The following is a 22,958-nucleotide window of genomic DNA, read 5'->3' as shown; positions in this document are numbered from 1 at the left end:
CCCGGGTTGATTAGCCGCGTGAGCCAGAGTCAGAGTTCGCGTAGGTCTGGGTGTATAGGTTCACCGCAGGATCATCGCTGAGCTCGGTCACGCTGGACGAGTCGTCGCTGGGGTCGTCGCTCGAGTCGTCGCTGGGGGAGTCGTTGTCCGTGCGAGGTTTGCGAGTGCCGAGCACGATACCGCCGACGAGCGTGATCAGACCAGCAATTGCGAGCAACCATGCCGCCGAAATCGTCACTGGACCAGCGCTGACAGCAAACTGCACCCGGTCGCGCTCTGCTTGCGCTTGCGATGCCAATGCGCTGATGGTGTCGTTTGTGAATCGTAGGTCGTACGAGAGGACGGTGACTGCCTCATCGGTAGGGTTCATTCCGAAGAATTGCTTCACCCGTTCGCGCGAATCCACGATCATTCCACTCGCAGGTTCAACCCACAGGTCGCGCTCAACTGTGTAGTGACGGCTCATGAAGACGATCTCATCCGCATCCGCTGCTCCGTCCGCAATTCCCCATGCAGACTTCGGCATCCCGATACGGTTCGTTTGATCGCGAGTAGCGCGAAAAAGATCAACAGGTTCGATTGTGTGGCGGAACCGATACACGGTCATTCCATCGACCGTTGTTTCCTCAACAAAATCAATATCGAATGAGCTTCGCGCAGTCAGATCGTAGAACGGGTAACTACGTTTTTCCGTGCCGTAAGGAAACTGGTATTGCAGGCCGTCGCGAGGTAGTTGTGCTGCTGGTGCTTCGCGATCGGTCTGCAACGAAGCAATCGGCTCATTCACCGGCACTGCAGTTTCACGGTCGATAGTCACACGGTCAATATGTGCACCTAGCAGGCCGCGACCAGGACTTGTGTCGGCGCGCATGAAGGTGAATCCGCCTTGCAAAGTGGCGTTGCGATCATCTGATGGGTCTTCCACCGTGACAAATCGCTGCGTACGCAGTGGTACCGATTCTTCGAGGGCGTCGTCATCGCCAGCGAGGAATTTGCCTGTGTTGAGAAGCATGCCCTCGCCCTCCATGACCTGGACCGCTTCGAAGGCAAGAGGCAACTTTTGCAACTTCGGTAGCGTATACAGCGGAAGTAGGACGGCGAGTGCGAGCAGGAAAACACCGAGACCCACCATCAGTGATGCGACGATGCGTGCTGAACTCAGTGTTCGTGCGGGCATGAATACTCCTCCGATATTTGCAGCGCGATCGCCCTTTTCGATGCTGAACTTGGCGACCATGGCCGGTGCGCCCGACACTAGCAGTTGGAACCTACAAATCCGTGGTGGGCGAGGCGGGGTGTTATGGAATACATATCTTGCACGCACAGTTTTGGCGTGTTGGTGCACCACAATCGAATGTGAATGTCAGAGAAACGGCACACTGGAAATGCAATGAAGAATGTTGAACCGAAAGTCCCACTCGCAGTTGCGGGGAGTTCTGGGTTTCTACCGGGCTGCGAAGGTATGCGCGGCGCGGCGGCGCTCGGGGTGCTCCTCACACATGTGGCATTTCAGACGGGTTCCGTGACAGAGAGTTTCTGGGGCCGGGTGTGGGGACGTTTCGACCTCGCGGTGGCATTGTTTTTTGCGTTATCGGGATTCTTGCTGTGGCGCCAGCACGCTAGAGCAGCTCGAGGGTTGAGCGCATCGCCTTCAACGGGGCGATACCTGCGGCACCGAATTGTGCGCATCATGCCCGCTTACATAGTGGTGGTGTGCGCGGTACTTCTTCTGCTGCATGAAGCGCGAGGCGCTTCGGCGACTGTGTGGTGGGCAAACTTGACGCTGATGCAAGTTTTTGTGCCCTATTCGCTTGTCGAGGGCCTTACACAGATGTGGAGCTTGTCCGTCGAACTGGCGTTCTACCTGCTGCTACCACTATTTGGTTGGGGTTTATGGCGCTTACGCGGGGAGGCTGCTCGCTGGCGTGTGCCCGTGATTGTCACAATTGCGGTGTTGAGTTTGGCCTGGAAGTACATTCCTGTGCCAACGGCAGACGGTGTGCACCACGACAACTGGCTGCCCGGGTACTTGTCGTGGTTTGCGGCGGGCATGATTCTTGCCGAGTTCGCGACGGCTCCACCACCACGCATGGTGCGACTAGCCCGCATCCCGATGCTCATGCCGATAGTTGCCGTGTGCGCCATTGGTATCGCAGCATCTCCGCTGGCCGGGCCGCCTGGCCTCGTCGATTTGGAACCGCTGGAATACGCGGTGAAAATCTTGTGCGGGGCCGTGATGGGTTACGCACTCCTCGCGCCCATTGTTCTTGCTGAACCTGGGCGGCATCATCGCATTCTGGCAAGCCCTACAGCGCTGATGCTCGGACGATGGTCGTATGCGCTGTTCTTGTGGCATGTTGCTGTTCTCATGGTGACGTTCCCGATTCTGGGCGTCCCACAGTTCTCTGGGTACATGTTCCCGGTGCTGGTTCTCACCGTGGTGTTGAGTGTGGCGGTGGCATCTGTGAGCTACGCGCTGGTGGAGGAGCCGGCGCGTCGTGCGTTGCTCCGGTGGGAAACTGCCCGCGCTGAGCGCTACCGCCGCCAGAATGGCAACGCAGAAACAGCTACCGCCGCGACTGTGACCAAAGCAAGTGCCTGAACAGCGGCGCTGTCACCGATGTAGCCGGTGGGGGAACGCCACGGGCCAGTAGAGAGGGCCGCGGCGGCGAGGACGATGCCACTGCCTGCGACAACCGGAAATGCTGAGCTGCGTAGGTGTGGGCCGAATCGTCGGCCGATGAGCCACGCGCCACCGAAAACCACAGCCCCCGTCGCAATTCCGGGAATGCCAGCGATGATCGCTAAAGCAGACACGACGGCACCGCCTGCGAGCAGTGGCATAGTTATCGGCCTCGAAGGAGGCAGAGGCGACACCCGCCGACGGGTGGGGGCCACCATGAGCACAAAGAGTGGCAGCAGAAGTGCTAGTCCGCCGAATAGTGCGATGCGGTATCCGCGGTCAAGCGGAAACGTCAGCGAGATTTCCCCGCTAGTGCCTGCTGGTACTACCCAGGCTTGCTGCCATCCGTTGATCTGGAGCGCCGTGAGTTCTTCACCCGTTTCGGTTCGCGCGACCCAACCAGTGTTGAAACTTTCGGGAACCACAAGGAACTGGTCGTCGTCCGTTGGTGCGATGTCGATGGCGCGGTGGGTGTTGTTCCATTGCATTGTCTCCGACACAGTGATGTTCGGCGCGGGAGCCGAATCTGAGTTCGCAACCGACACCCCATCGATGTGAAAAAATGAACCCGGATCAGCGTCGATGGCCACCGCGCCAGGGCTGAGCGAAAACGGTTCGTCCGTGCACAATGTGGCCTCGACGATGGCGCCGGTGCGGAACTCAATGTCGGTCATTTCGACAGACGCCTGCACAGTCTGATTTCCGATGGTGAGGGCCGGGCCATCGTCGCAACTGATCATCAAGGTGCGGGGCTCAGTCGTATCGCTGGGTGTGGGATACACGCCACCGCGGGTAGTGACGGCAATGTCTCCAATGCCCGGCGGCACTGTGTTGAACAGTCCGAAGCTTTCGTTTGTCCGGACGATTTCCCAGTCGAGCAACGTCACCGATACGGTGTCCGTTTCGTACGGACGAAGGGAAACGTCAACAAACCCGCGTTCACGATCCTGCTTGGTGATCTCGACCGTCTTCCGCGAGTCCCCGGTGTCGATCCGCACAAGAGTGGGGGTGGCTGGGACCTCAGCCTGCGGCAGGGTGAGTCGCACCCCGCGCACCTCGTCCGGCTCGGCGAGGTTCAATGTCAATTGGGGGAACTGGCGTTCACTGACACTCGAGGTGGCTGGGGCGTACCACACCGTTCGTGGGTCGCCGTCGGCTGCTGCGAACGCGCTACCGCGGCTATCCCCGATGCTTGTCGAGCCCGTTGCGTGCACACCCAACTGGTCAGCGAGGAGCTCTTCGAGTGCATTGCCTTGCCGTGCGCGCACAAACAGTCGAGCCGTAGCCTCGGCAGGTTCGCTGACATGGATTGTGCGTGCGAATTGGTTTCGTTCCTCAGGCGGAATGTATAGATCTGGTGAACATAAAGCCTGGGTGGGGCCGTCGATACACGGCAGCCGCCCGGGGTACTCCTGGCCTAGTTCCCACGACGACACTGCAGCGTCGGCACTAGGCACCGTGATGCGGCGTTGCATATCGACATCCGAGCCGTGCGCACGTACGGCAACATCGGCAATACCGAACTGGGAACCGCGCTCACCTGTTGCGGTTGAACGCGCTGTAATGCGCACCCAGTCTGTTGCGCCAAGAGGTAGGGCTGCGACGACTTCCTCACCAGGTGTTGGTACAAACACTGACGTTGAACCGTGAGCAGTGGTGACCTCCATGAAACGCACCGGTGGGCCAGACGCTGCGGGGCTTGTGGTGATCCGCAAAATAGCTTGGTCGACTGCCTCGTCGAAGTTGAGCTGCAACCATTGACCCACCGCGGTTTCGAAGCTGTTGCTCAACCACGCGGTAGCTGTGTCACCGTCGACCGCTGCGGCGGGGCCACTCCCTGGCTGCACGACACCAAGTTGTGTTGCGTCGCCAGCCGACGATGACACCTGCACTGAACCGCCAGCTGACTCGGCGAAAATCATCGTTTCAGCTGTGAAGTAGTCGGGCACACGGTTGAGGGTGCGGCGCGGATCTGTGCGGCTCAAAACATGCGAGCGTTGGAAGTCGACGCGCCCAAAGTCCGCTTCCCGAGCGAGGGGGGTGTCTGTCGCGATGATCGCGCTAGGAACGATTCCTGCGCCCTCTGCGTCGGCGCTGAGAAGATACGGAGTTGCTGCCCCGCGGCTGTGACGCTCGTGAAGTCGAACAAGCACCTCGGGTCCGCCGTTGACCACAGGGACACGAGAAACATCGACGGTGTACGCACCGGAAGCCGGTTCGGTCGCGTCGATCTCGAATACTTCGATAGCGGGGAACTGTGGTCGCAAACCAGCGCTTGGCACCGTGTTGCCGTCGGGTTCAGGCCCCACTGGTCCACCAAATTCTGCTACCTTCACAAATCCGGGTGATCCGAGCACTGTTTGCCGTGCGATCGCCGGTGCGACGGATTGTGATGTCACAGGGTCCAGATCGTTGCGCAGAACAATAAAACGAACCCCCTGCGCCGCGAGGGCTGGCGCTAGACCCGCGGACGTGTTTCCGGCGGCGATGAGGCGCTGCACCGAGTCAAGCGCACGAATACCGCCGGGTGGAATGAGGGGGACAACGTCTCGGCTTCCCCACGGCGTGCGCGCCAACGGCTGTAGCGGTTCATCGCGGGTGAGCCCCCACACTTGCGACCCAAAAGGGGCCGCAGGAATGACTAACGCCCGCGAGCCGAGACCTTCGGCCTCACCACCTTGCTCAGCGAGAAAATCAGCCGTCTGCGACCAATAGTCGGGGATGCCGGCGTAAGCCCCACGTGGTGCGAGCTTCCCTGTCCATGCCAACGATGTTGCGACAAGCAGAGAAACCAGCACCACTGTGCTCACGGCGACAAACGGATTGCGTTCCGGTCGGGCGAACGAACGTAGCCACTCCCGCCGAGGGGCGGACCCGGGAAGCGCAACGTGCGCCAGCAGGTGTGCGATGCCGAGGACAATCGGGAGCCGGATCAGCGGTTCGATCTTGTGAATGTTGCGCAACGGCGCGCCCTCGGCGTCGAGGAACGCTCGCACTGGCTCGGAGATCGGTGAACCCCAACCGCCGGCATAGCCCGCGCCAATGCCCACAAGCCCCACCATGAGGATGAATACCAAGCGCCCTCGGGCGGGCATGGACTTCATGGCCAGGCCCGTGAGCCCCGCGGCTGCCACAATTCCCGTTGCGAGAACCGCGACCGGTTGTGTCACCAGGATGGCCCCAGCGATGCGGTCGGGCGAAACAAACGGTGTCCAACTGTCCGTGCCTCGCAAGACCTCCACCAGCGACATCCACCGCGTAGTGGTACCAGCGGATTCGATGTAGTCAAGAAACGGAGGACTGACCGCACCAAGCATCAGAAGTGGCACCACCCACCACGCTGTCGCCGCGAGGCTGAACGGAATCCACCAGGCCGAAAAAATCCACCATCGGCGGTTAGGCCGATGCGCGAGCCACCACAAACCTGCCACGGCAGCGCCGAATAGCGTGGCAACAGCGTTGATCGCGCCCATGCACGCAATGGCAAAAGCCGACCCTGCAGCGAGTTGCCAGAGTGGGCGTCGTGAGTTGCCATTCAAGGCAAGGATGACCGGTAGCAGCGCCCAGGGCGCCAACATCATGGGCGTGGTTTCTGACGAAATCGCCCCCAGTGTTGTCAGCGCGCGGGGTGACAAGGCAAAAGCTAGCGCGGCGACGATCCTCGAGGTGCGACTACCAATCCCCAAGGCTTCCGCTACGCGAATAACACCCCAGTACCCAGCGGCAAGCAATAGCGCCCACCATAGGCGTTGCGCCATCCACGCAGGAATGTTGACCAACTCGGTGAGAACAAAAAGCGGACCTTGTGGGAAAAAGTATCCATACGCCTGGTTTTGGGTTTGGCCAAACGGTGCGAGGCTGCTCCACAGGTGTGAGGCGCGTTCGAGGAACCCTCGCGGGTCGACAGTGAGATCAAGTTTTGTGTCCGCGACGATAAGTCCCGGCGCCTGCGCGAAGCTCGCTAGAAGTGAGATGGCGAAAACGACAAAAAGCCCGCTTCTGGGGAGCGGGCGACAATCTATTGGTGAGGTGCTCGGAGACAACCTAGCGGGGAATTAGCGGCTGCCGTACTCAGGCTGGTTGAGTAACGCGACCTGCGCCTGCTCGGCCCGGTCAATGTCTGGCCGTGTGTTCTGCTCAACGAAGCTTGTACCTGCAATCACCAGCACAAAGGCGAAAGTGGTGCCCGCGAATGCAGCAATGGCACCAGGGATAAGAAACTTCATCCGGACTCTCCTCGCCTGTACACATCACGTAGTCCGTGCTTAGGGTAGCCCGCTTAGGGCAGCACACACAATCTATTCGCTTGAATCGCGGGTCGTGTTGTCAAACACATACACGTTATCGAACAGTGGCGTCCGAGACACCCATCGCCGCGAGCAGTGTGCGTAGCTTCACGCTCGTCTCGGCTAGCTCCTCGTCTGGATCGGATCCGTCGACGATTCCGCCGCCCGCGAATGCCCGTGCCGTGTTGCGATATACCTCCGCACACCGAATCGCCACCATCCATTCGCCATCACCTTCGGCGTTACACCAGCCCACCGCACCGGCGTAAAACCCACGGTCACCTTCGATTTCGCGAATAGCCCGCAACGCTTCCTGGTGAGGGGTTCCGCCGACCGCAGGAGTGGGGTGCACTGCCAACGCCACGTCGAGCGCAGAAATCGATGGGGCGCGCAATGTTCCACGGATGGGCGTGCCCAAGTGCCACACGGCGGGAGTCGGAAACAACGTAGGTTGTGGCGCAACAATTAGTGATTCACACAGCGGCGACAACTGTTCCCGCAACCAGTCAACGACAAAGGCGTGTTCGTGCAGATTTTTGCTCGACTGCAAAAGCGTGTCAGCGCGCTCTGCGTCGATTGCGGGATCGTGGGACCGAGGTGCTGTGCCGGCCAGCGGCCAACAGGACACCTCATTGCCTTCGCGACGAATCAACACTTCAGGGCTGGCACCGACGAGCGCTCGACCTTCCCAGTGCGGCCCGGCCGGGGCGAGGTCGACGCTGAAACCGTTTCCGACATGGTCCAACGCCACCAACTGATGCAAAAGCGCCATCGGTGAAATTGTGTCCTCGCACGTCACCAGCAATGACCGTGCGGCAACTACTTTGTCGAGCTCTCCGGACTTGATCCGCTCCACGAGTCGGCGGACACGACGAACATGTTCATCACCGGATGGGTCCGCTACCACCGTCGTTACAGTGGGCAAGACTGCGTCCGCCTCGTTAGGACGTATAGGGCCGACAGTGAAGGTAGCGGACAGCGGGGCACGCAGTGCGCAAGGAGCAGCGATATCGAAGGGGATCGCACCCACCACGATCGAGGTCGACCCGTTCCGTAACGCGCGCTGCGCCTGCTCAACATCGGCCCACTCCGTGCTGGCGCCCCGTGCGACAACGGTGCGATGCGGTCGAGATAAAACGAACGGCAGTGGCTCCACGGATAGTGAGTATTCCCGTCGTGAACTCTGTGCGCTCACGCAGGTCTAGTCATCACACGGGGGAACAATGAGCACGGGCCGATGGCAATGCTTCAACACCTGATCGGCGACACTGCTGTGCAACAGTGCGCGCAACCCTGTTGCCCCGCGGGTTCCGGTGACGATGATGTTGACGTCTAGTTCGTTGGCGATATCGACAATGGCGGCCCAGACGGTTGTGATTGTCTCAATGCAGCGACCCTCACTTTGGAGGCCCGCTTTCTGTGCAAGGTCAATGCCCTCTTCGTTAATCATTTTGGCGTCCGCGAGGGCGGCGTCTTCGGCTGACACATCAGGAACCCAGCCCGGTTGCATGACTCCGCTCAGTCCCGAGATTCGGGCAGCCTGACGAGCGAGTGGCTCCCACGCAGTTACCACGACGGCGCGGCTTGCGCTGAGAAAATGCCCCGCATGCCGAATGGCGCGTTTGGCATTCTCGGAACCGTCGTAGGCAATGAGCACTACATCCGAAGCCCCCGACGTCATTGACTGCCTCCCAACGGAACTGAGGTCGCTGCATATCTGAATTGCATGTCGGAACTAGAAGTCGAAATCTAGCGTCGGACAAATCCGGCGATATCTATGAGACTACCCTCGCCTGCCTGTTGCTGCCCGGATGTTTCGGTCAAGAACAGTAAGATTCGGGTCAGTCTGCGGAAGGAAACGAGTGCGATGATGTGGCTAAACAGGGCAACTGCAGTGGTTGCTGGTGCCGTGATGAGCGTTGGGCTCGCCGCTTGTACAGCTACCGATAGCCCCGACGGCGGCCAACCTGCGACATCTCCCGTCGCGCACACGCCCACCGTCGACGCGGGTAATGGTGCGTGTACTCATCAAGATTTTCTCGCGCAGTTCACAACCCGCCAAAAGCTTGCTCAGATGCTCAATGTTGGTGTCACCGGCGAAGCTGATGCGCGCCGCATTATTGAACAAGAACAAATCGGTGGGTTCTTTGTCACAAGCTGGGCAGATCCCAGTTTCCTCGCCAGTGGGCGGGTTGCCGAAGTTGCGGCAGAATCGCCCGTGCCCGTCATGGTGACCATCGACGAAGAAGGCGGCCGGGTCAGTCGCGCGGCGCACGTCATCGGTACCGCACCCTCTGCACGGCAGCTGGCCCGCACAAGCACCCCAGAGCAGACGTACGAGCTTGCAAAGCAACGCGGCGAAGCGATGCGTGAACTTGGCATCACCGTCGATTTCGCTCCGGTCGTGGATATCAGTGACCGCGACGACAATGAGGTTATCGGCGACCGCTCATTTGGAGCTACCCCCGAGCAGGTGACGGAGTACGCAGGCGCCTACGCCCGTGGGCTCCGGGATGCTGGCGTTATGCCGGTCATTAAACACTTCCCAGGGCATGGTAGGGCAACAGGTGATTCGCATTTGGAAGGCGTCACAACACCTCCGTTGTCTGATCTTCAGGAGTGGGACCTCGTTCCCTATCGCGAACTCGCAGCTCCTGACGTGGCTGTGATGGTCGGGCATCTCACTGTCCCCGGGCTTACCGAACCCGGGCTTCCCACAAGCTTGAGCCCGGCAACAATGTCGCTTTTGCGCGACGGCGTCGGCTATGGCGCGGAACCCTTCGACGGGCTCATCTTCACCGATGACCTTGGAAGTATGCGAGCAGTGACAGATCTGTTCGACATCACGGATTCTGTGTTGAAGTCGCTGCAAGCGGGAGCGGACATCGCGCTGTGGATTTCCACTGACAGAGTGACTGATGTGCTTGATCGATTGGAACGCGCAGTTGCAGACGGGGAACTTGAGATGTCGACAGTGGACGCCTCAGTTGTCCGAATTGGTGAGGCAAAAGGCATTTTTGACTGCTGAAAGTTCGCACCCACTCCCTAAGCACCGTAAACTTACCGGCGGGTAAGTTCTACGTGTGAGGGCGGAAATGAGTGGTCGGACGAAGCGATTGCCTCGGGCAATTCGCGAGCAGCAAATGCTCGATGCCGCCATTGAAGTTTTTGCAGCGCATGGCTATCACGGTGCTTCCATGAACGCTATCGCTGCCGAAGCGTCGATTTCGAAACCGATGTTGTACCTCTACTACGGTTCCAAGGACGAACTTTTCGCCGCCTGCATAAGGCGGGAAAGTACACGATTTCTTGACGCGCTCACTGGGGCCGCGAATCCGCACCTGAAGCCGAAGGAACAACTCGAACACGGCATTCGGGTTTTCCTCAACTTCGTGCATGACAATCGGACTGCGTGGAGTGTGCTGTACCGGCAAGCGATGTATCAGAAAGAGTTTGCGGAACTTGTGTTGAGCAGTCGCGAACGCTCAGTTGAGCTTGCGGCTTTGATTTTGCGGTCGAGTAGTCGTGAAGAACGAAGCAATGACGAATACCGACTCATGGCAACGGTGCTGATCGGTGCAGGTGAGGCGGTCGCAGACCTCATCGCAAATGGTGCTGTGGACACAGAGGCGGCCGTGGCGCTGCTGACAGGCCTGTCCTGGCGTGGCTTCGCCGGCAAGCGGCCCGATAGCTGATGCAACACATTGGCCCCGGCACCAATGGTGCCGGGGCCAAAATGTAAAGCGGTCGAGCTAACGAGCGGTGTGGACTAACGAGCCGTGACGGTCGCCGTCAAGTGCGTGTAGCCCTTCTTGGGGTGGCGCAATGCGATTTCCCACCCAGCGTCAGTCTTCGCCGTGTGAACGTCGACCTTTGCTGGCAGAACAACAGGCTTGCCGAAGTCAACTGTGTAGTTGACAGCGTCCGGGACGCTACCTTCGATGGTTCCGAGGATGGCTGCTGCACTCCACATTCCGTGTGCGATGACGGACGGAAAGCCGAAGGCCTTCGCGCCGATCTTGGAAATGTGGATGGGGTTGCGGTCGCCTGAGACGTCGGCGTATTTGCCGATGAGTTTTGGCGTTACCTTGAGCGTGGTGGCCGGAGTGGCCCCGTCTGCTCCCGGTGCGTTGTCGACCTTTTCAGGGCGCTCGCCGCCGCTGAGGCTCGTCTTCTGCTTACGCAGGAACGTGCTGGCCTGACGCCAAACGAGCTCACCCTCGACAGTAATCTCGGTCACCAGGTCGACGAGTAGACCGCTACGGTGCTCACGCAGGTCAGCTGCATGAACATCGATCGTCAGGGTGTCGCTGACGGCGATCGGTTTGATCTGCTCGATCGTGTTGGACATGTGGACCATGCCCATTGCAGGCAGCGGGAAGTCCTTGGAAACCAACAAGTTCATTACAGCGGGGAAGCTGAGAACGAACGGGTAGGTGGCGGGGACTGTGTTCCGCAAACGCAGACCACAAACACGGTTGTACGCGGCAAGAGCGTCACTGTCGATGGTGACGTTCTCGATGCGCAGAACCCGATCGGGGAGTGCCTCAGACTTTGCCCCAGGCAGTGGCAGCATCCCAGCAACCGCTTTCGCGTAGTTGCTGAGCATGCTCTGCTTTTCGAGGATCTGAATGTTTTCTGGTTTCGCCATCATGCACCCAGCAAGCTCTGTCCGCACACGCGAACGGTGTTGCCTGTCACAGCAGATGAGGCGGGGCTAGCGAAGAACGCGATGGTCTCCGCAACGTCCACCGTCTGGCCGCCTTGCAGCAGCGAGTTGAGGCGACGTCCGACCTCGCGGGTGGCGAGAGGGATGGCGGCCGTCATCTGAGTTTCGATGAAGCCCGGTGCCACAGCGTTGATCGTGATTTCCTTCTTGCCAAGCTCGGCAGCTTCGGCGTCGACCATGCCGATAACGCCGGCCTTGGATGCGCCGTAGTTGGTTTGCCCGCGGTTACCGGCGATACCGGCGATGGAGGACACGTCAACAACGCGGCCGCCTTCTTTAAGGCCACCGTTCGCGACAAGACCTTCGGTGATGTTCTTCGGTGCGATCAAGTTCACCGCGATGACGGAGTCCCAACGACCTGCGTCCATGTTGGCGAGCAACTTGTCGCGGGTGATGCCAGCGTTGTGCACGACAATGTCGAGTCCGCCGAAGCGCTCAGCTGCTTCCGCGATCTTCTCCGGTGCGTTTGCAGCGGTGACGTCCAATGCAAGTGCAACGCCGCCGATCTTGTTCGCGACCTCAGACAGTGCATCGCCAGCCTGTGGCATGTCAGCAACGATCACCTTGGCGCCATCGCGGGCCATAACCTCGGCGATGGTGGCGCCGATGCCGCGTGCAGCACCGGTGACGAGTGCGACCTTGCCGTCGAGTGGCTTGTCCCAATTGGCGGGAGCTTCGGTCGACTTTTCGTTGACGCGCACAACTTGTGCGTCAACGTAGGTGGACTTCGCCGAAAGGAAGAACCGCAGTGGTGCAGCCAACCCGGAGAAGTCCGTCTTTGCCTTAGGCGAGACGTACACCAAGTTGGCGGTGGCGCCACGGCGAACTTCCTTGGCCACGGAACGTGTGAAGCCCTCTAGTGCGCGCTGAGCAATGCGCTCGTCGGCCTTCTTCACGAGCTCGGGGGTCGTGCCAACGACGACAACGCGAGCACATGGTAGGAGCTTGCGCATCAACGGCTGGAAGAAGATGTAGAGCTGCTTTAGCTCTTCGATTGTGGTGATGCCAGTGGCGTCAAACACCAGGCCACCGAACTTTTCGGTGTCGTCATCGCCGAAGTCGTAGTCGGAGAGTAGATCGCGGATGGGTTCCACCAAGCGGCCGGAACCGCCAACAACCAGTGGGCCGGGAAGGGCTGGTTCGCCCTCCTTGTAACGGCGTAGTTCCTCGGGCTGGGGGAGTCCCACCTTGCCTGCCAGGAATGCTCCTGGCCCAGAAGAGATCAAAGTGGAGTAAAGATCGGAGCTTCCCTTTTTGCCTGACACGGGTCACCTCTCGTGAGTGTAATCACTCGTCGCAGTTTTGCTTCTCGCAGTTGTTCCAACCGCACAGGTGTTGACCTGCGGCGCGCCGCCGAAACGGCCGACATCCGACCAACACCGTCTGTCGCGTTGTATCCTGCCGGAACATACGCCGGAGTGCACGGTATCGACAACTAACTTACCGGTGAGTAAGAATACTCGGTAGTCCAACACTCCCGAATTGTTTGGAGACTGAAGTGACATCCTCGAAAGACGCGGCCAAAGCCCCCGAAGGTCGCAAGACCAAACCGGTAGCAATCCTTGGTGGAAACCGCATTCCATTCGCACGTAGCAACAAGGCCTACTCCAAGGCCTCCAACCAGGACATGTTCACCGCAACCCTGGATGGTTTGGCGAGCCGATTCAACCTGCAGAACGAGCAAATCGGCCTCGTAGCTGGTGGCGCTGTGCTCAAGCACTCACGTGATTTCAACCTCATTCGTGAATCAGTGCTCGGCAGTGCGCTCTCGCCTTACACACCTGCGGTCGACGTGCAGCAGGCGTGTGGCACCGGCCTCACCGCATTGAGCATTGTTGCCGACCAGATCGCTCTGGGACGCATCGAATCCGGCATCGGTGGCGGTAGCGACACCACCTCCGACGCACCGATTGCTGTCAATGAGGAGCTTCGCGCCACCCTTCTTGACCTCAACCGCGCGAAGACCGCTGCTCAGCGCCTAAAGCTGCTCGGCAACCTTCGTCCGAGCCAGCTTGTTCCGGCTATCCCAAGCAACGGTGAACCACGCACCGGTCTGTCGATGGGTGAGCACGCTGCCATCACGGCCAAAGAATTTGGTGTTTCCCGCGAAGGCCAAGACGAGCTTGCCGCAGCCTCGCACCAGAACATGGCTAAAGCATGGGATGCAGGTTTCTTCAACGACCTCGTCACGCCTTACCTCGGCCTGACTCGGGACGACAACCTTCGCCCCGACTCAACAGCTGAAAAGCTCGCGAAGCTCAAGCCCGTGTTTGGCAACAAGCTTGGCGATGCCACGATGACGGCTGGTAACTCCACGCCTCTCACCGATGGTGCTTCGGCAGTGCTGCTTTCGAGTGAAGAATGGGCTGCAGAGCGCAACCTGCCCGTCCTCGCTTACCTGCGCGACTACGAAACCGCTGCAGTGGACTTCATCCACGGCCCTGACGGCCTGCTCATGGCGCCAACCTACGCCGTGCCACGCATGCTCAAGCGCAATGGACTCACACTGCAAGATTTCGACTTCTACGAGATCCACGAAGCATTTGCTTCAGTCGTTCTCTGCACGCTCCAGGCATGGGAATCAGAGGAGTACTGCAAGGACCGTCTCGGCCTTGACGCTGCTTTGGGCAAGATCGACCGCAGCAAACTCAACGTCAACGGTTCTTCGCTTGCAGCAGGCCACCCGTTCGCTGCAACCGGTGGACGCATCATCGCTTCTGTAGCGAAGATGATCTCTGAAAACGGTGGCGGCCGGGCACTAGTGTCCGTCTGCGCCGCAGGTGGACAGGGTGCAGTAGCCATCGTCGAAGGCTGACAGCACACGTAAACCCTGAAAACCCAGGCCATCCTTTTGGGCGGCCTGGGTTTTCGCATCTCAGCTTCAGCTGTAACACGGTGTATGAATTGTGCGATATGTCTATAGTCCCGCGCAGAGACCCGAACCCCGACCCGGTTCTTTGCGCGGGATTCTCTGCTGAGGCGTCGCGATGCATCCGGTTCCACAGTTCAGAGGATGAGCGAATACCCTTAGACGAGGTGCTGACCAACATTGCACTTGGAGCCGGGAGGCAACATGGCGGAAAAGTCAGGAAAACGGCCAGCAATTGTGGCCCTAGTGGTGATCATCGCAGTCGTTCTTATTGGCGTTGTCCTGTATGCCGTTGACTGGTTCACTTCGAGTGGAAAAGTCGCACGCAACGTCACAGTCGCAGCCGTCGACATTGGGGGTCTCACCCCGGACGCCGCGCAGCAGCGACTCGTCAGCGAACTCGGCCCACGGGCAACTGAACCATTCGTAACCACCGCAGATGGCGAAGAGTACGAAGTCAACCCAGTTGACGCGGGGCTTGAACTCGACGTTTCCGCTTCGGTTGCCCGCGCGGAATCGCAGCCAATCAACCCCATTACGCGGTTGCTTGCCTTCTTCCGTGAGCGGGAGATCGGCTTCGTCAGCACCGTGGATAGCAACAGCCTTGACCAAGTTCTAGCGACCATCCAGAGTGATGTTGACCGCGAAGCTGTTGAAGGTGACATTGTGTTCGTTGAGGCTTCCCCTCAGCTCATTCAGCCCCGCAACGGCTTGTCACTCATCACTGATGATGCGCGCAATACCATCGTCGAGCGGTGGCTGTTCCCAGAGCCTGTCGAACTCCCTGTCGACATTGACGCCGTGACCGTCACAGAAGAAGGACTCAATGCGGCGCTGCGCGAGTTTGCGGAACCCGCTGTTGCGTCCACATTGACCGTCAGGGGCACCGACGGGGTGGAAGCGACATTTCCTACCGAAGAAGTCGGTGGCGTGCTTAGCTTTACGCCTGACGGCGATGGCGGGCTCACCCCAAACTATGACATCGATGCCGCACGTGACATTCTTGCGCCACAATTGCGTGAGACAGAAACCCCAGCCATCGACGCAACCGTGCGACTAGGTGATGATGGTCCCGAGGTGGTGCCAGATCAGACTGGGCGCACCGTCGACTGGGATACCACTCTCGCGGATCTACCCACGTTGATGGTGCAGACAAGCAATCGAATCGTCGAGGCCGAATACACCGTATCCGAAGCCGAATTCAGCACTGAGGATGCAGAAGCACTCGGCATCAACGAAGTGATCGCGGAATACACCACCGGAGGATTCGCCCCCAGTTCGGGTGTGAACATTCGTCGTGCTGCGGAACAGGTCAACGGCGCTATCGTCAAGCCCGGTGAAACCTTCTCTCTCAATGGCCACACGGGTCCCCGAGGATACGCGCAAGGGTACGTAGACTCCGGGATCATCCTTGGAGGTCGGCCGTCGACCGCCGTTGGTGGTGGCATCAGCCAGTTCGCAACAACCCTGTACAACGCGTCGTATTTTGCTGGTCTCGAAGACGTTGAGCACACAGAGCACAGCTACTTTATTTCGCGTTACCCCGCTGGCCGAGAAGCAACGGTGTTTGAAGGTTCTATTGACCTCAAATTCCGCAACCAATACGACACTGGCGTGCTCATTCAATCGTTCGGTGATGCATCGTCGATCACGGTCCGGATGTGGGGAACCAAAACGGTCGAGGTCGAATCGGTGAACGGCGGCCGTTGGGATTACACCCAACCGCAGCGCATAACTCTGCGTGCGGGCCCGAACTGCCAGCCGAGTGCCGGTGGCCAAGGGTTCACCACGAGCGACACCAGAATCATCCGAGATGCTGAGACAGACCGTGAGATCACGCGCGAAACTCGCACCGTCCGGTATGTAGCGCAACCGAATGTGGTGTGTGAGGTTCCACCGCCACCCCCGTCTGACGATGACGATGACGATGACGACGATGACTCAGATCAGCGGGACAGCGGAGGGGACGACGACGCACCACCGCCGCCTCCACCGCCTGCGGATGACCCGCCTGCTGAAGAGAACGACGAATAGATCGGCAAACTGAGGTCCGACTGCACCTCCCTTATGCAGGTATAGGGGGGTGTAGTCGTTTCATCGACCATTCTTGTTGCTTGCGTGCTGACAATGCGGACACTGCGATGGACACAACAAGCAACCCAATGAGTACTGCAACGGCTGTCCACAGTCTTCCGTCGGCTCCGCCGATGATGAGTTGCCGTAGCCCGTCAACGGAATATTTCATCGGCACGAACTGGTGAATCACCTCGAACAGCCGACCGGTCGTTTCTGGTGGGTAGAGGCCACCGGCGGACACGAGATTGATCATCAACAGCGCAAGCACTGCCACACGGGCCGTCGACGACCCCAGCAGAACAAAGATCGTCTGGATGAAGGCGAGGAATGACAACCCAACAAGGACGAGGAAGGCGAGCATCCCGGCTGAGTTCGCCGGTTCCATTCCGATGGCGTAGCGGACGACGGCAAACGTGACGAGCGCTTGCGCGACACTGACGAGCATCGCGGGCCAGTACGACGCTAGGACGGTCCTGAAACCACCGAGGGCCGCAGCGAGAGGGCGCGTTTGGAGAGGGCGCATGAGCATCCACACGATGAATCCGCCGATGAACATCGCGAGCGAGATGAAGAACGGTGCGACGCCTGTGCCGAAATTGGGAGCGAATGCGACATGCTGCTGATCAAGCGACAGCGGGCCGCCTAGGACTTCAGCTTGGGCTCGTCGTTGTTGTTCATCCCATGCGGGGATTTGTTGCGAACCTGCCCGTAGCTCAGTGGCCAGCAGGTTTGCGCCACCGTCTAGTTGAGATACACCATCGGTGAGTTGGCCGAAGCTTGTGGCCAGAACTCCGCCGCCGTCAGCGAGTTGGCCCAGCCCCATGGCCAGAGCTTGGGCTCCGTTATTGATTTCAGTTGCGCCGTCGCGTAGCTGGGTCGCTCCAGCCGTGAGTTGGCCGCCGCCGTCAGCAGCGATAGCGAGTCCCACCCGGAATGGGCTTTGCGGATCGTTGAGCTGGAAGGCAAGTTGTGCAGCACCGTCGCGGAGCTGTTGCAGCTGCGATTGGGTGCCGGGACCAAACCCTTGGCGGTCGATCTCGGCGCGGAGGTTGTCAAGGTCGCGGGCAACATCGTGTGCGATGGGGTGGGGGATCGTACGCACGAGTTCGGCCTTGGCGGTAATTTTGCCGGTGATGATGGCCTGTTGCTCAGCAAGGATGTTGAGTTGGGCGACGAGTTGGTTGATCGCACCACTGATCTGGTCGGCGCCAGCACCGAGTTGCTGTGCGCCGCCCTGAAGCTCAACAAGGCCATCCGCAAGTGGAACGATTCCGTCGGTGAGCTGTGTCAGGCCATTGGCTAGTTGGTCCGTGCCCGCGGCGAGTGCTGTTGCGCCATCACGAGCTTCGCCAAGATTTTGGGCGAGCAATTGCGTACCGCTGTCGAGCTGAGTGACGCCGTCGAGAAGGACCCCAGTGCCGTCGGCGAGTTGTTGACCTCCGTCGGCAGCTTGGACGAGCCCACCCCTGACGTCCTGCAAAGCAATAAGCACTTGGTCGACGGATTCGGCGCCGATAGTGTCCGACATGACGTTGAGGATGTAGGCCATGGCGGTTTGCGCAATGGTGGTTCCGATGGCGTTAGTTGCGTCGTTGTAGGTGACATTGATGACGGCCTTTTGTGGGTCGTCGCCCGCGGGTGAGGTGAGTGCGTCGCTGAAATCTTCTGGGAATTCGACGGCGAAGTAGTAGTCACCTGCATTTACTCCGCGTTCGGCCTCGGCCTGGCTCACGCGTTCCCATCCTAAGTCTCCGCGCTGGATGAGTTCACGAGTGACTTGCTCCCCGAACCGCACCGTAAAACCATCGACGGTGGCGCCCCTATCGCTGTTTACGATGGCTACTGGCATCTTGTCGACCTTGCCGAGCGGGTTCCAGAATGCCCAGAGGTACATCGCGCCGTACAGCAGCGGCAAGAAGATGATCGCGACGATAGCGAGGCGGGGGAGCGTTTCGCGGCTGAACCTTTTGAGTTCGGTGCCGAATGAGAGTGCTGCAACCATTGTGTGTCTCCGGACTCAGCGGCTGGTGGCGAGCCCGAGATGGCTCACGGTTGGGTCTTGGGTCACGTGTTCCACAGCTGTGGTGAGGACTGTTCTATGCGGGGTAAGTGCGGCTAGTCGGTCGATAAGGTGTGCACGGTCGGTGAGGTTTTCCACCTGTGCGAGGTCATCGACGGCAAGGATGTGCGGATCGTCGACAAGGGCGAGGGATACCTGGAGTAGAAGGCGATCCAGTTGGCTGAGATCCCACACAACCGTCTTCGCGGTGGGGATGGGGCGGTCATCGAACATGAGCGCGCATACCTCGTCTACGCGGTCATTGGTGGTGCGACCAACGAATCTGTATGCGGGTGTGGCCCATGTGTCGCGTTCACGGATAGCGTCGCCCACCGTGAGTGCGTCGTCGAGGTCGTCAATGGTGCTGAAACCGGCTATCGATGTGTGCTTTCGGATTCGGTGGCCACGTTTCGGGTAGGGCAGTCCGAGAATGGTGAGTGACCCAGACGTGGGGCGCATACGGCCAGTCAACGTGAGGAGCAGTGCTGTCCTCCCCGTTCCCGGTGGGCTTTGCAGCACGGTGATGCCGCCCTCAGGAATGGTGAAGGTATGAGGACCGTAGACAGGGCCGCGAGTTCCTTTCAGGGCGAGAGAATCTGCGCTGATGGCTGGCTCTCGATCTTCTGGTGCGGCGTCGGTGGTGTCCGATCCCATCTATTGCTTCTCCCGATCGGTGATTTTTACAACGTCGTGTTGTGGACACTACCGCTGATGTGTGAGGAGTTAGTTCGATGTTTGAAATTACCGACTGGCGAGTTGAAAGTCCAAGAATAGTGGTACGCGACATCCCACCTATTTGAGTGTGGGTTGACGCTCAAAAAAGTGGGCGTGCTGAGAAATAACTCTCAGCACGCCCACCCTAGTGATTGTGTTTCAGAAGTGACGCTGCATCAGAATGCTGCTTCGTCAAGCTCCATGATGTCGAGATCGATGTTGGACAGCACCTTACGGATACCGTTGATCTCCGGCAGCATGTTCTTGGCGAAGAACGACGCCACAGCAACCTTGCCTTCGTAGAACGGCTTGTCCTTCTCGCTAGCACCGTTGTCTAGTGCAGCCAGCGCAACTTCCGCCTGGCGGAGCAGCAACCAGCCGATGAGCAAGTCGCCAACAGCCATGAGGAGACGCACAGATCCGAGGCCGATCTTGTAAAGCTCGGTGATCTCTTCAGCCGCACCCATCAGGTGACCAGTGAATGTGCCAAGAATTGCCTGAATGTCCTCAAGCGCTGAGTTGAGGAGTTCACGCTCGTTCTTGAGGCGGTCATCACCTTCAGCGTCGTCGATGAACTTCTTGATCTCACCGGCAACGTGGGCGAGAGCAACGCCCTTGTCGCGTGCGATCTTGCGGAAGAAGAAGTCCAACGACTGGATTGCAGTCGTGCCCTCGTACAGCGAGTCGATCTTCGCGTCGCGGATGTACTGCTCGATGGGGTAGTCCTGCAAGAAGCCGGAACCGCCGAGCGTCTGTAGCGACTCGGTGAGCTTCTCGTAAGCGCGCTCTGAACCGACACCCTTGACGATCGGAAGCAACAGATCGTTCACCCGGTACGCGAGGTCTTTGTCAGCGCCGGAAACAAGCTTCGCGGCTACCTCATCCTGATGCGCAGCAGTGTAAAGGTAGACGGCACGCAAGCCCTCCGAGTACGCCTTCTGCGTCATGAGGCTGCGACGCACATCAGGGTGGTTCGTGATGGCGACACGTGGTGCAGTCTTGTCTGTCATCTTCGTCATGTCGGCACCCTGGACGCGTTCCTTCGCGTAAGCCAGTGCGTTCAGGTAGCCGGTGGAAAGAGTAGAGATGGCCTTGGTGCCCACCATCATGCGAGCGTGTTCGATAACCTCGAACATCTGGGCAATACCGTCGTGAACTTCACCAACAAGCCAACCAACAGCAGGTTTGCCGTGTTGACCGAAGGTAAGTTCGCATGTCGCAGACGCCTTCAAGCCCATCTTGTGCTCAACACCCGTGACGTAAACGCCGTTGTGCTCGCCGTACTCAGCGCTGTCCCAGTCGTTGATGTGGTACTTGGGAACGAAGAACAAGCTCAAGCCCTTGGTTCCAGCGCCTGCCCCTTCGGGGCGAGCCAGAACGAGGTGCATGATGTTGGGGAACAAGTCATCAGACGTCGCTGACGTGATGAAGCGCTTAACGCCCTCAATGTGCCACGTGCCGTCTGCCTGCTCGATCGCCTTTGCGCGACCGGCACCAACGTCAGAACCAGCGTCTGGTTCGGTGAGCACCATGGTGGCGCCCCAGCCGTTGTCCACGGCGTGTGCAGCCCATTTCTTCTGCTCTTCGGTGCCCAAGTGGAAAAGAACATTCGCGAACGAAGGTCCGGCCTGGTACATGAACGCCGCAGGCTGTGAACCTAGGAGCATCTCAGCGATTGCCCACACGAGAGTGCGGGGAGCGGGGATTCCACCGATTTCCTCGGACAATCCCATGCGGTACCACTCGCCATCCCACAAAGCCTTAAATGACTTCTTGAACGACTCGGGGAGTGTTACCTCGTGGGTTTCAGGGTCGAAAACTGGCGGGTTCCGGTCAGCATCAGCAAAGCCTTCGGCCAAGGGGCCTTCTGCGAGACGCACGACCTCGCCGAGCATATCGCGTGCGGTGTCGACATCGAGGTCGCCAAATTCGCCGGACTTGAGGACGTCGTCAAGACCGAGGAATTCAAAAAGGTTGAACTCTAGGTCTCGAACATTGCTCTTGTAGTGGCCCATTCTTACGCTCTCTCCGTTGAGATGTTCGTCTGATTTCCTACCGGCGGCGTTGGCGGTGGTAGCAACCCAAAGATCGTCGACCGCACAAACTACTCGCCAGTAACTTACGCTAGTTTACGTCCAAATTGCGGGCATGCCAATAGCCGTAAATGCGAACTCCGACACAGCACGCGACCCCAGGGCGTTAGTCGGCGCTACCGGTAGCCAACGCCGCGCGAAACGCGCGCACTATCGGCACCGCGATGACAACTGCCACAATCGCCACAGATACCAACAACGACCAGCCAATCGCGGCAAGCCCATGAGCACTGGTAAATATCGCCGCACCAGCGAGCAACACCGCTGTGCTACCAACTTGAAGCAACAGCACGCGACCATACTTATTGGCAATACGTGACAACGCACCGTACATAGCCTGCAAAGCAAGCAACGGAATTGCTGCGGCAGCCGCGTAAATCAGCATCGTATTGTTCTGCTGATAACCATGCGAGATCAGCCCCAGCGCTGTCGGAACAATCACGGCCAAAAACATCACAGACGCCAGGGAAAGCAATGACAACAGGAATGTGAACCGATACGTCAATCCTGCTAGATCCCACGTGCTCTGCTCAGCGGCGCTGACAAACGGACCCAGGGCGCTGTTCAACGTCACCATGAACATCGAAATGATCGAAAAAGCGACAATGAAATACCCAGCCGAATGAGGGCCGAGATAAGCGATTACAAAAACCGGCAACAGTGTCCCCGGTAGCGCGCCCACAGCCGCCGGGCCATGCGACCTAACTACGCCGCTCCACACCTGCTTGCCGCTGATGCGATGAGGCGCGAAACTCGAGAAACTACTTACCCCGATCCGTCGAATGATCGCCGCACTGAGCACCGGAACAATCAAGACAACGGGAAGGAACCACGCCAACACAATTGCCGTGGAACCCAACGAGAACAGCGCCAAAATGGGAAGAAGAATGAGGCGCGCAGCCGCATGCACAAGAGTGGCAAATGCACCCCACCGCGCGCGCCCCAACCCCGAAACTGTCGGATCATAAACAGTAAAAAGCGCTAACACACCCACCAGAAGGGGAAACGTCCACATCTGCCACGGATATTCAAAGACAATGTCCCGTGGCGCGACTGCAACAAGGGCCGCGCCCACGAGCACCGACAGTGCGAAGACCGCAAAATTGCCCCGAAAGAACCACCGCAACGCATGTGGGCCAGAAAACGGCAAAATTCGAGAAACCAACACACCAATACCCAAATTCGACAGCGTCGCAACGCCAACCGCAGCCGAGATCATCACCCCGGCATAACCGACATCGCTCACGTCGAACAAGAACGCAGCCGCAACCCAAAACACCACAGTGAACAGCGCGCCAAAAATCCCCGTCACCAGCGATGCCAGTGCGTCAGCGGGCATCACGCGACGCGACGGCAGACCACTAGCCGTCAGTGTCGGCGACAATTCCCACTTCATAGAACCGCTCGTTGGCACCCATCCAGTGTATTGGCCACCCCAACCGTCATGTG

Annotated in this window: 17 protein-coding genes; 6 read left to right on the top strand and 11 right to left on the bottom strand. The window is 59.1% G+C overall.

What is annotated here, in order from left to right; genetic code table 11:
• Window positions 1–10: 10 nt before the first annotated feature.
• Window positions 11–1,177 (bottom strand): cell envelope lipid trafficking protein PgfA, encoded by a 1,167-nt coding sequence (gene pgfA, locus IEW73_RS06690; protein WP_188671832.1) that lies wholly within the window; start codon window positions 1,175–1,177, stop codon window positions 11–13.
• Window positions 1,178–1,390: 213 nt separating this feature from the next.
• On the opposite strand from pgfA, the gene IEW73_RS06685 reads away from it, so the two are divergent.
• The gene (locus IEW73_RS06685) at window positions 1,391–2,602 is read left to right on the top strand and encodes an acyltransferase family protein (protein ID WP_188671830.1); all 1,212 of its coding nucleotides are present in this window, start codon (window positions 1,391–1,393) and stop codon (window positions 2,600–2,602) included.
• Here the strand turns inward: IEW73_RS06685 and IEW73_RS06680 are convergent.
• The 4 genes from IEW73_RS06680 to IEW73_RS06665 all read right to left on the bottom strand — a co-directional run bounded on the left by IEW73_RS06680 (window position 2,536) and on the right by IEW73_RS06665 (window position 8,650).
• Window positions 2,536–6,726 carry an alpha-(1->3)-arabinofuranosyltransferase gene (locus IEW73_RS06680; protein ID WP_229675794.1) on the bottom strand — a complete coding sequence of 1,397 codons (4,191 nt, stop codon included), beginning with the start codon at window positions 6,724–6,726 and terminating at the stop codon, window positions 2,536–2,538. The genes IEW73_RS06685 and IEW73_RS06680 overlap by 67 nt on opposite strands.
• A 12-nt stretch (window positions 6,727–6,738) precedes the next feature.
• A complete protein-coding gene (locus tag IEW73_RS06675) occupies window positions 6,739–6,909 on the bottom strand; it encodes a DUF2613 domain-containing protein (protein ID WP_188671828.1) in 171 nt (56 codons plus the stop codon).
• Window positions 6,910–7,024: 115 nt separating this feature from the next.
• The gene (locus tag IEW73_RS06670; protein WP_229675793.1) at window positions 7,025–8,125 is read right to left on the bottom strand and encodes an isochorismate synthase; all 1,101 of its coding nucleotides are present in this window, start codon (window positions 8,123–8,125) and stop codon (window positions 7,025–7,027) included.
• 45 nt (window positions 8,126–8,170) lie between these two features.
• Window positions 8,171–8,650 (bottom strand): universal stress protein, encoded by a 480-nt coding sequence (locus IEW73_RS06665; RefSeq protein ID WP_188671822.1) that lies wholly within the window; start codon window positions 8,648–8,650, stop codon window positions 8,171–8,173.
• Between the two features lie 189 nt (window positions 8,651–8,839).
• Here IEW73_RS06665 and IEW73_RS06660 point away from each other — a divergent pair, with 189 nt between their 5' ends.
• Entirely contained in the window at window positions 8,840–9,997 is a 1,158-nt protein-coding gene (locus IEW73_RS06660; protein ID WP_372433627.1) for a glycoside hydrolase family 3 N-terminal domain-containing protein, read from the top strand.
• 67 nt (window positions 9,998–10,064) lie between these two features.
• Entirely contained in the window at window positions 10,065–10,664 is a 600-nt protein-coding gene (locus tag IEW73_RS06655) for a TetR/AcrR family transcriptional regulator (RefSeq protein ID WP_188671816.1), read from the top strand.
• A gap of 74 nt (window positions 10,665–10,738) precedes the next feature.
• On the opposite strand, the gene IEW73_RS06650 is transcribed toward IEW73_RS06655, so the two are convergent.
• Together IEW73_RS06650 and IEW73_RS06645 are read right to left on the bottom strand one after the other, a co-directional pair.
• Window positions 10,739–11,620, bottom strand: coding sequence for a MaoC/PaaZ C-terminal domain-containing protein (locus tag IEW73_RS06650; protein ID WP_188673058.1), 882 nt, complete (start codon window positions 11,618–11,620; stop codon window positions 10,739–10,741).
• Window positions 11,620–12,963 (bottom strand): 3-oxoacyl-ACP reductase, encoded by a 1,344-nt coding sequence (locus tag IEW73_RS06645; protein WP_188671812.1) that lies wholly within the window; start codon window positions 12,961–12,963, stop codon window positions 11,620–11,622. Before IEW73_RS06645 ends, IEW73_RS06650 begins: the two co-directional genes overlap by 1 nt.
• Window positions 12,964–12,975: 12 nt before the next feature.
• Between IEW73_RS06645 and IEW73_RS06640 the strand changes: the two genes are divergently transcribed.
• The 3 genes from IEW73_RS06640 to IEW73_RS06630 all read left to right on the top strand — a co-directional run bounded on the left by IEW73_RS06640 (window position 12,976) and on the right by IEW73_RS06630 (window position 16,601).
• The gene (locus IEW73_RS06640; RefSeq protein WP_188671810.1) at window positions 12,976–13,137 is read left to right on the top strand and encodes a hypothetical protein; all 162 of its coding nucleotides are present in this window, start codon (window positions 12,976–12,978) and stop codon (window positions 13,135–13,137) included.
• A gap of 59 nt (window positions 13,138–13,196) precedes the next feature.
• Window positions 13,197–14,513 (top strand): acetyl-CoA C-acetyltransferase, encoded by a 1,317-nt coding sequence (locus IEW73_RS06635; RefSeq protein ID WP_188671807.1) that lies wholly within the window; start codon window positions 13,197–13,199, stop codon window positions 14,511–14,513.
• A 258-nt stretch (window positions 14,514–14,771) separates the two neighbouring features.
• A complete protein-coding gene (locus IEW73_RS06630) occupies window positions 14,772–16,601 on the top strand; it encodes a VanW family protein (RefSeq protein ID WP_188671804.1) in 1,830 nt (609 codons plus the stop codon).
• A 31-nt stretch (window positions 16,602–16,632) separates the two neighbouring features.
• On the opposite strand, the gene IEW73_RS06625 is transcribed toward IEW73_RS06630, so the two are convergent.
• From IEW73_RS06625 to IEW73_RS06610, 4 genes are all read right to left on the bottom strand, one after another.
• A complete protein-coding gene (locus IEW73_RS06625; protein ID WP_188671801.1) occupies window positions 16,633–18,645 on the bottom strand; it encodes a YhgE/Pip domain-containing protein in 2,013 nt (670 codons plus the stop codon).
• Between the two features lie 15 nt (window positions 18,646–18,660).
• Entirely contained in the window at window positions 18,661–19,356 is a 696-nt protein-coding gene (locus IEW73_RS06620) for an ATP-binding cassette domain-containing protein (protein ID WP_188671798.1), read from the bottom strand.
• Between the two features lie 236 nt (window positions 19,357–19,592).
• On the bottom strand, window positions 19,593–21,431 hold the full coding sequence (locus tag IEW73_RS06615; RefSeq protein WP_188671795.1) for an acyl-CoA dehydrogenase: 1,839 nt from the start codon (window positions 21,429–21,431) through the stop codon (window positions 19,593–19,595).
• 184 nt (window positions 21,432–21,615) lie between these two features.
• Window positions 21,616–22,923, bottom strand: a complete 1,308-nt coding sequence (locus tag IEW73_RS06610; RefSeq protein ID WP_188671792.1) for a polysaccharide biosynthesis protein — start codon at window positions 22,921–22,923, stop codon at window positions 21,616–21,618.
• Between the last annotated feature and the right edge of the window lie 35 nt (window positions 22,924–22,958).

The organism is Hoyosella rhizosphaerae (assembly GCF_014643175.1).
In the GTDB taxonomy this organism is placed as follows: Bacteria; Actinomycetota; Actinomycetes; order Mycobacteriales; family Mycobacteriaceae; genus Lolliginicoccus; species Lolliginicoccus rhizosphaerae.
The sequence above is the reverse complement of the archived record's forward strand: the minus strand, read 5'-3'. Positions and strand labels throughout refer to the sequence as shown.